Source organism: Chamaesiphon sp. OTE_8_metabat_110 (assembly GCF_031382685.1).
Taxonomy (GTDB): Bacteria; Cyanobacteriota; Cyanobacteriia; order Cyanobacteriales; family Chamaesiphonaceae; genus Chamaesiphon.
This window is the reverse complement of sequence record NZ_JANMZA010000323.1, coordinates 1-6,412: the sequence shown is the minus strand read 5'-3', so window position 1 is coordinate 6,412 and position 6,412 is coordinate 1. Positions and strand designations below refer to the sequence as shown.

Genomic DNA, 6,412 nt, shown 5'->3' with positions numbered 1-6,412 from the left:
TATACACAAAGTGGTTAAAACCACTCCTCATGATGCAAAGTCCGCCTTCGCGGACTAGGAAATTCTTCAGTCCGCGAAGCGAAAAGTGCGGGAACAGGGGCGCGAGCTTTGCGGGGGAAGCTTCCCCCGCAAACGTCGCTTGTTTCCCCAAGTAGAGCACCTTTTCAAGACAGGCGGACTTTGCATCAATAGCGACGATTTCAATCGTTGATATTCTAGTCGATATCGACACACAGTTATTTCTCAAATTCACGTTTACAAATAATCTCGATCGTGATGATAGAACTTCATTCTGAGCAAACTAAATTATCTGGATACTGGATTCAAAAAGGGTTTCTGGCAATTGCAGTACTATTCAACTTTTGCCTGATTGCTCAACTATTAACAGTTGGATTAGCAGTTTTCGACGATCCTACTTGGTGGAACATTCACGTTCTACTGGTACGCGGATATGGTGGACTAGTTGTTCTACTTTTAGCAGGGCTATTCGTTCATCCATTCTCTCAAAAAATCAAGATGCTGACAGTAGGTTTAGGAATACTACTGACGCTGCAATTTGTCACGGGACACTTGAATCATTTCTTACATTTAGGTATTCTCCACCCACTACTCGGCTTTTCATTATTTACATCCTCAACCACACTGGTTCATCGAGCTTGGCATGAGGTGTTCGATCCCATAGATGCTGTTACCAACTAATAAATTAAATTGCTTGGATTATGGACTTTTCAAAACAATCCTCAACTCACGCTTATAGCCAGGAAAATGTTCGAGAAATTTTAGATATTGCACTGTCGGATCGCTCGACTCTAGATACTGATTTACCTCATTCTCAATTGCTAGAAATCGCCCAAGAACTCAGTATCTCTCCTGAGACGATCGAACTTGCAAGAGATCGGTGGCTCAGTCAGCAACAAGTAATTAAAAAACATCAAGATTTCGATCTCTATCGTCGATCGAAACTGCAAGATCGATTTGGTAAGTATGCGATCGTGAATGCCTGTCTGATTCCCATCAATTTCTTCACTGGTTTTGGTGTTCCTTGGTCGCTATATGTATTAACTTCCTGGGGAATCGTGCGGGGAGTGGCTGCGTGGCGGGTCTTTTTTCAACGTCAGGGCTACGCATACGATCGTGCTTTTCAGAAATGGGAATATCGACAAAAGATGTAGAAATATTTAGTTTTCCATACTAACCAACCGCACAAAATAAAGTCAGAGTAATACTATGCCAATCCAATCTAGACCTGAAATAACGATGATCGAGCTAATTTCACCGTTAGTGGTGGCTTTAATTTTTATTACCCTCTGCTCTTTATTTAGAGAGCCAAACCGTCGCAATTTCAGTGCCCTATTGATTGCTGGAGCTGGAGCTGCATATCTTAATGGTGGTTTACTAGGCTGGGACTTTGCCTTCTGTAATGTGATGACTGGTGTTGCCTACTTTGGATTAAAGGACTACCGATTTATCGGGATTGGCTGGCTGCTGCACACAGCATGGGATACAGTCCATCACTTATACGGCACCCCCATCGTACCATTCGTGCCACTATCATCGTTTGGGTGCATGATTTGCGATCCGGTACTGGCGTTGTGGTATTTCCGAGGCGCACCTTCGATCTTTACCTGGTTTGGCAAGGCACAGAGAACGTGAAGCAGAGATCTTCATCTTCCAGAAAGCGATCGATCCTACCTTCAAACCCACATTCTGCTGGTTGTTTAAAGTTTTGATTCCTTTTTCTTTGCAATCATCGATCCACCCCACCCTATAGAAATCATCAACGTTGACATTGCCATTCCATAAGCTGCACTACCTTGTCCTATTTGCGATCGACCCACTTCTTGGTAATAAACCTCCGCCACAGTATTTCCACCCTGAGATTTAAGCTCAGTTAACTCTAGTCTATTGCCAATTCACTTTCCCAGAGCTTTATTCATTATTCAAGGAGCAACAATGTCTTTAACTAACTATTCCATTCCAGATAGCGACATTTGTAAAAAGGCCACCCAACTAACCACAGAAGTATCGCCGTCTTTCTTGTGCAATCACTGCCTGCGGACGTTTTTCTTTGGCGATTTGCTGGGTAAACGCGATGGACTCAAATGCGATCGCGAACTGCTATATTTAGGTGCTGTGATGCACGATTTAGGACTGACAGAACGATTTGGAGGGGAACAGCGATTTGAAGTGGATGGGGCGGATGCCGCACGAGCTTTTGTTTTGAAACACGGCTTGTCAGACGAAAAGGCGGAAATCGTTTGGGATGCGATCGCGCTGCACACCTCTTGAGGCATTGCCTCACACAAACAACCAGAAATTGCCTTGGTACATTTAGGGGCAAGTGCAGATGTGATGGGAATGAGAATTGCTGACATTTCTCCAGAAATCGTCGAGCAAGTGCTTGAAGCCTATCCTCGCCTCGGCTTCAATGCCTCAATGACTGAATTACTAGTTTCACAAGTCAAACAAAAACCTCAAGTCGCCGCATTTAGCTGGCTAGCCGAAGTCGGTCGCGGTTGTATTCATGGTTTCACCTCGCCTAATTGGCAGGTTGTCCTCGATGGCAGTCCTTTTGCTGAGTGAGTGTGAATCGCCGAGATCGCCGCCGCAGTTTCTCCAGGATTGAATACTCAAGCTGCGGTCTCCTGTCTGACTGCTCTATTCAAACTCATCTCGATTCGACAGAGCCGACGCTACGCGAACGAAACTTATCGCTGGCTGAAATTGCATCAGGTCTTAGAATTAGTAATCTGTCTGGGTGTCATGCCAGTCAGCCGTTTGCAGTGGTAGGTAAGATGGCTGGAGCTAGCAAATCCGACTTGAGATGCAATATTAGAAATCGGTAAATCGGTGGTTTCTAGCAGTATTTTTGCCCTATTTACTCGCTGTTTAATCACATATTGATGGAGCGATATCCCTGTTGCTTGTTTGAACAAACTAGCAAAATAAGTAGGGCTAGTACTAACACTTGCAGCAATTTGCGCCATTGATAAATCGCCATCGAGGTGAGCGTGAATATAGTCGATTGCGTTCTCTAATCGACGGGGAGGTAAGTTATAACGATCTGCGATAATCTTTGGCTGCAAGCTGGAATAGTTTCGCAGTAACTGAATAACTAATACTTGGGTTAATGATTCGGCATATAACTTACCCATCAGACCACCCGATTTGATTTCTGCCAAGAGCATCATCGCAATTTGGTACAGGTGTGGGTCAAATCGAGAGAAACAGTCGATCAACTCGATCCGATCTGGATTGAGATCTGCTGATGCCGCCATTTTTGTGACTAATTCTGGTTGCAAGTAAACGCAGAGGTATGACAGAGGGCTATCTGTTGGGCCTCGCCAGTAAGTGGTTTGTCCCGCTGGTACCAAGGCTAAATCGCCCTGTTTGACGATCGATTCATGCCACCGCTCACCATGCTGCTGGACTAGCTGCATGGGTTGTACAGAGGGAAAATTCAGCAAATGCGCGAGCAAAGCACCAGGGCTTTGTTCGCCGACGCAATTTGGTGGGGCTTGGTACTGTTCGACTATGATGCCATTCCAGTCAATTTTCCTACTGGATAGAACTTCGACACCATCTTCTAGCCGCGAATGCTCAACACTACATATCTTCATTACAAAAATTCATCTATTCTAAAAATTCGATCTAATCTGCGGACTTTTTACTCAGGAATAAGGATTTAATAAAATCCAGAGTCGCGAGATCGCCGATCTCGCACTGTAGCTCGATCGCGATCGGTAAGTGTGGAGATGGAAAATCGTAAGAATTTGATAAATTTCCGTTAGATTCTGCAACAAATCCCTTGCTAGCGATCGCTACAATACTGATAGACCGCTAATTAGGAGTCCATTTATAAAGTAGGAGTTTTTGAGTGGCTCGTCAACTTGGCGCAATATTTACTACCACAGCGGTTTGAGGATTAATGGGGTACAGTTATTTTCACAAGTCATATTCAGAAAGGGACAGGGAATCTCAAGTGTCCCTCATATACCTGTGAACTGCTGTATGTCTTCATTGTAAAAAACATTTAAGGATACAAAACCAAAGATGAACAATGCGAGTTTCTTCCAACGGTTTGCGGCATGGTTAATCGATCGAGTCATTCTCTCTATTCTCTACTTTTTAGGATCGCTTGCCGTTGGAGTAGTCAGTGCAGTCTATACCAGTAGCAGGATAGATGTGCCAAATTTACTCTTATCTGCGGGCGTGGGTGTATTTATGCTCGTATCTATACTCGGTGATTTTTTGTACTTTGGTTACTTTTGGAGTCGGCGAGAACGCTCGATTGGGATGGGAATCATGAACATCAGAGTGGTTAAAACCGATGGTCATCCATTATCTTTTATCATCGCTGGTCTGCGTGGCTCAGTTGGTTACTACGTGAGCGGTTTATGCTTCGGGTTAGGCTATATCTGGTTTTTTGTAGATAAACAACATGCGACTTGGCACGACAAGATTTTCAATACCGTAGTGTCAACATGATGGTTTGGACAATTTTCGGTCGTGTTACAAATAATACGATCTCAACTAAAATCTGTCAAAAATCTGACACCCGATCGAATTTATTGAAATATCCTGACTTACAAAATACCGGAAGCCGTGCATGACTCATTTTGGTATCATCTGTCCCGCCCTCACGGGACACCTCAATCCTATGACGACATTGGGACACGAGCTGCAACGGCGCGGTCATCGCGTGACCTTATTTGGCATTCTCGACGCTCGACCGCAAACCCTAGCTGCCGGACTGGAATTTTGGGCGATTGGTGAAGCCGAATTTCCCGGGGGAGCATCAGCAGCGGCTAACACTAAAGTGGGCGAGTTGAGTGGTCTAGCTGCTTTCAAACAAATCGTGACGATGTTTCGGCGATCGACAACCATGCTACTGGATGAAGCTCCACAAGCGATCTCCGCCGCAGGTGTTGAGGTACTACTGATAGACCAAACTTCATCTGGTGGTAGTACGGTAGCAGATTTTTTGAATCTGCCGTACATTACCGTGTGTTGTGCGTTGATGCTCAATCTCGAATTCGGTATTCCGCCGTTAAATACAACTTGGTCTTACAGCCCTGCTTGGTGGGCAAAACTTCGCAACAAAATCAGCTATCAGTTACTAGCGCGTCTTGCTCGACCCATTCTCAAAACAGTAGCCGATCGTCGTCAACAATGGAACTTGCCCCCATACATTTACCCCAACGATCCTAATTCTAAACTTGCTCAAATCTGCCAACAGCCGCCCGAATTTGAATTTCCTCGGCAGCAATTACCTCCATCGTTCCATTTCACTGGGGCGTATTCTCGTCCCGATAGTCGCGAACCTGCCTCTTTCCCATTTGAAAAACTTACCGGACAGCCACTGATTTATGCCTCGATGGGGACGCTTCAAAACCAACTGAGTGGAGTATTTGAAAAGATTGCCCAGGCATGTGTGGGTTTGGATGCTCAGTTAATCATCGCCCTCGGTGGTGGCAGCAATCCAGCATCCCTGCCAAATTTACCTGGTTCTCCCCTGGTTGTGGGCTATGCGCCGCAGCTAGAACTACTGCAAAAAGCTGCTCTGACTATCACTCATGCGGGCATGAATACGGCATTAGAATCTTTGAGTAATGGGGTGCCGATGGTCGCGATTCCGATCGCTAACGACCAACCAGGAGTTGCAGCGCGGATCGCCTGGACGGGGACAGGGGAGATGGTAAGTCTCGCTAAGTCAGGTAGTTCGAGACTACGGGCGGCAGTGAAACGAGTATTAACGGAAGATGCTTACAAACAAAATGCCGTGAGGTTACAAGCAGCAATTCGCCGCGCTGGGGGAGTGAGTCGCGCCGCCGATATTGTCGAACAGGTGGCGCAGACGGGTCAGCCAGTATTCGCTCAAAAATCACTTTGAGCATAGAGCTACCGTGTACATACAAGTCTGGATAAAAGCGAAAACCCCAGAAATCCCCCTGTCTTGTCGTTTTTTTATTCGGGGGAAACCCCCGAATAAAAACGCCGCTAAATCCCCCTTAAAAAGGGGGACTTTGACCGGATCTTAGCCCCCTTTTTAAGGGGGTTTGGGGGATTCAGATCTAAAAGCGAAGTCCAACAGACTTATGTGTACACCGTAGCAGCATAAAACAAGACTTTCGACATCTACAAAATATAAAATCATGAACCAAATTAAATATCTCCTGACCGAAAACCAAATGCCTACCGCTTGGTACAACATCCAAGCAGATTTACCCACACCATTACCACCAATTCTCAATCCTGGTACCGGACAACCGATCGCACCTGCCGATTTAGCTCCCCTGTTTCCGATGAGCCTCATCGAGCAGGAAGTAAGTCAGGAACGGTGGATTGAGATCCCTGACGAAGTACGATCGATCTATCAACAATGGCGACCTACTCCCCTGTATCGTGCCCG

9 protein-coding genes and 1 pseudogene are annotated in these 6,412 nt (G+C 45.7%); 8 read left to right on the top strand and 2 right to left on the bottom strand.

The window, feature by feature from the left end:
* On the bottom strand, positions 1-232 hold a 232-nt coding region (locus tag RMO52_RS11970; protein WP_310414384.1), incomplete at its 3' end, for a hypothetical protein.
* 44 nt (positions 233-276) lie between these two features.
* On the opposite strand from RMO52_RS11970, the gene RMO52_RS11965 reads away from it, so the two are divergent.
* The 5 genes from RMO52_RS11965 to RMO52_RS11945 all read left to right on the top strand — a co-directional run bounded on the left by RMO52_RS11965 (position 277) and on the right by RMO52_RS11945 (position 2,583).
* Complete coding sequence (locus RMO52_RS11965; protein WP_310414381.1) at positions 277-699, top strand: DUF6220 domain-containing protein; 423 nt, start codon at positions 277-279, stop codon at positions 697-699.
* A 20-nt stretch (positions 700-719) separates the two neighbouring features.
* Entirely contained in the window at positions 720-1,172 is a 453-nt protein-coding gene (locus tag RMO52_RS11960; RefSeq protein WP_309741230.1) for a 2TM domain-containing protein, read from the top strand.
* A 55-nt stretch (positions 1,173-1,227) separates the two neighbouring features.
* The gene (locus tag RMO52_RS11955) at positions 1,228-1,653 is read left to right on the top strand and encodes a DUF6010 family protein (protein WP_310414378.1); all 426 of its coding nucleotides are present in this window, start codon (positions 1,228-1,230) and stop codon (positions 1,651-1,653) included.
* 300 nt (positions 1,654-1,953) lie between these two features.
* Positions 1,954-2,289, top strand: a complete 336-nt coding sequence (locus tag RMO52_RS11950) for an HD domain-containing protein (protein WP_310414375.1) — start codon at positions 1,954-1,956, stop codon at positions 2,287-2,289.
* Positions 2,290-2,322: 33 nt separating this feature from the next.
* The gene (locus tag RMO52_RS11945; protein WP_310414372.1) at positions 2,323-2,583 is read left to right on the top strand and encodes a hypothetical protein; all 261 of its coding nucleotides are present in this window, start codon (positions 2,323-2,325) and stop codon (positions 2,581-2,583) included.
* Between the two features lie 146 nt (positions 2,584-2,729).
* Here the strand turns inward: RMO52_RS11945 and RMO52_RS11940 are convergent, their stop codons facing one another.
* Positions 2,730-3,620, bottom strand: a complete 891-nt coding sequence (locus RMO52_RS11940; RefSeq protein WP_310414369.1) for an AraC family transcriptional regulator — start codon at positions 3,618-3,620, stop codon at positions 2,730-2,732.
* 433 nt (positions 3,621-4,053) lie between these two features.
* Here RMO52_RS11940 and RMO52_RS11935 point away from each other — a divergent pair, with 433 nt between their 5' ends.
* The 3 genes and pseudogenes from RMO52_RS11935 to RMO52_RS11925 all read left to right on the top strand — a co-directional run.
* Entirely contained in the window at positions 4,054-4,488 is a 435-nt protein-coding gene (locus RMO52_RS11935) for an RDD family protein (protein WP_310414366.1), read from the top strand.
* Between the two features lie 121 nt (positions 4,489-4,609).
* Positions 4,610-5,893: a glycosyltransferase gene (locus RMO52_RS11930; RefSeq protein ID WP_310414363.1), complete on the top strand. Its 1,284-nt coding sequence runs from the start codon at positions 4,610-4,612 to the stop codon at positions 5,891-5,893.
* A gap of 262 nt (positions 5,894-6,155) precedes the next feature.
* Positions 6,156-6,412: pseudogene (locus tag RMO52_RS11925) on the top strand (TrpB-like pyridoxal-phosphate dependent enzyme); the annotation flags it as partial.